Source organism: Corallococcus sp. AB030 (assembly GCF_003668965.1).
GTDB classification, from domain to species: Bacteria; Myxococcota; Myxococcia; order Myxococcales; family Myxococcaceae; genus Corallococcus; species Corallococcus exiguus.
In genome coordinates this window covers 1-1,265 of sequence record NZ_RAWQ01000451.1, presented here as the reverse complement: position 1 = coordinate 1,265, position 1,265 = coordinate 1, and the positions used below count along the sequence as shown (strand labels likewise).

Below are 1,265 nucleotides of genomic sequence, written 5' to 3'. Positions count from 1 at the left end.
CCTGAGCGATCCCCTCATTTGAGTGAGCAGATCGCCAGCCGCCTGCCTGACAGGCCCGTGCGAGGCGGGGTGGTGTGGGGCAGGAAGAGAAGCCATGCTGGGACGCAAAGTGGCCATCAACGAAGAGCAGGTGCTGGCGTTCCTGGAGAGCTTGTTCGAGGAGGACCTGCACGCCAAGAGAGTGCTGTCGCTGGCGCACGCGACGTTGGGCGTGGTGCACGCCGCGTCGCTGTCGGTGCACGCCATTGGCCAGGCGCTGGCGTGGGCGCGAGGCGGCGTGCAGAAGCACGGCATCAAGCAGGTGGACCGGCTGCTGTCCAACGAGGCGGTGGACGTGTGGAAGCTGGCGGCCTCGTGGGTGCCGTACGTGCTGGCCGAGCGCACCGAGGCGCTGGTGGCGCTGGACTGGACGGACTTCGAGGCCGATGACCACACCACCCTGGTGGCCAGCCTCGTCACCTCGCATGGACGCACCACGCCCCTGCTGTGGCTGACGCTCCAGAAGAGCGCGCTGGCGGGCAACCGTGCCCAGGCGGAGGATGAGCTGCTGCTGCGGCTCAAGGAGTGCGTGCCCGAAGGGGTGAAGGTGACGGTGCTGGCGGACCGGGGCTTCGCGGACCAGCGGTTGTATGCCCTTTTGGCCCAGGCGGGCTTCGAGTACGTGGTGCGCTTTCGCAAGGACGTGCGGGTGGAGGTGGCCGGCGGCACCGGGTGTCCCGCGGCCAGATGGATTCCCACCAGCGGGCACGCCAAGAAGCTGACGGACGTGCACGTGACGGCGGACCGCACGCCGGTGCCCGCGGTGGTGCTGGTGCGCCAGAAGGGCATGAAGGAGCCGTGGTGTCTGGCCACCAGCCTGGGGGCTGTCAGCGCACGACAGGTGGTGGACCTCTACGCCCGGCGTTTCTCGTGCGAGGAGACGTTCCGGGACGTCAAGGACCTGAGATTCGGGATGGGACTGTCCTCGGTGCGCGTGAAGAGTCCCGAGCGCAGAGACAGGCTGCTGCTGGTGAGCGCCCTGGCCCAGGTGCTGCTGACGCTGCTGGGCGCCGCTGGGGAGAGTCTCGGGATGGAGCAGGGCTTGAAGGCCAATACCGTCAAGACACGCACCTACTCGCTCTTCCGGCAGGGCTGCATGTATTACCAAGCCATTCCCATGATGAAGGAGGAGCGATTGCGGCCTCTCGTCGAGCGCTTCGCCGAACTCCTCCACCAGCACCCTGTCTTCAAAGAAGCGCTCGGTTTCATATGAGGGGATGGCTCAG

At 67.0% G+C, this 1,265-nt stretch carries 1 protein-coding gene; it reads left to right on the top strand.

Annotated features, from left to right (window positions below; genetic code table 11):
• Positions 1-94: 94 nt before the first annotated feature.
• Positions 95-1,252, top strand: a complete 1,158-nt coding sequence (locus D7Y15_RS43515; protein ID WP_121756219.1) for an IS4 family transposase — start codon at positions 95-97, stop codon at positions 1,250-1,252.
• Positions 1,253-1,265: the final 13 nt, after the last annotated feature.

What these genes read in the sequence shown, in the direction of transcription:
- D7Y15_RS43515 (WP_121756219.1), top strand. Translation starts at nt 95, where the DNA reads ATGCTGGGACGCAAAGTGGCCATCAACGAAGAGCAGGTGCTGGCGTTC.